This window comes from Bartonella capreoli, assembly GCF_902813205.1.
Classification (GTDB): Bacteria; Pseudomonadota; Alphaproteobacteria; order Rhizobiales; family Rhizobiaceae; genus Bartonella; species Bartonella schoenbuchensis.
In genome coordinates this window covers 1-497 of sequence record NZ_CADDZX010000151.1, presented here as the reverse complement: position 1 = coordinate 497, position 497 = coordinate 1, and the positions used below count along the sequence as shown (strand labels likewise).

Genomic DNA, 497 nt, shown 5'->3' with positions numbered 1-497 from the left:
CTATTCGTATTTTTGGCGATGCACGGGTGGAAGAACCTCCCCAAGAAATCCTCTCTTTTATGGAAAGTGATAACCTGCTTATTGTGACGAAAGCCAACAGCCGTTCAAAAATTCATCGTCCTGTTTGGCTCGATTATATTGGTCTTAAAATCTTTGATAAAGAAGGCAAGTTATGTGGAGAATTGCGCATTGTAGGGTTATTTACTTCCTCAGCTTATACGCGCTCTATCTCGCAAATCCCTTTCTTAAAGGAAAAAGCAAAAACCATTATTCAACGCCTTGGATACAATCGGGCTGACTATTCTGGAAAAGCACTCATCAGTGTTTTAGAAACATATCCAAGAGATGAAATGTTTCGCTCTGACGTTGATACATTGATAGAATATGCCAAACTTATCCTGCAATTAGACGAACGCCCACGTCTACGAGAACTCGCTCATGTTCATTCTTTTGGGCGCTTTGTTTCTATACTTGTCTATGTTCATCGTGACCATTTT

The 497-nt window shown here is 40.0% G+C and carries 1 pseudogene; it reads left to right on the top strand.

Annotation, left to right across the window (positions count from 1 at the left end):
* Positions 1-497, top strand: a pseudogene (locus tag J7R05_RS07810) (NAD-glutamate dehydrogenase domain-containing protein); the annotation flags it as partial.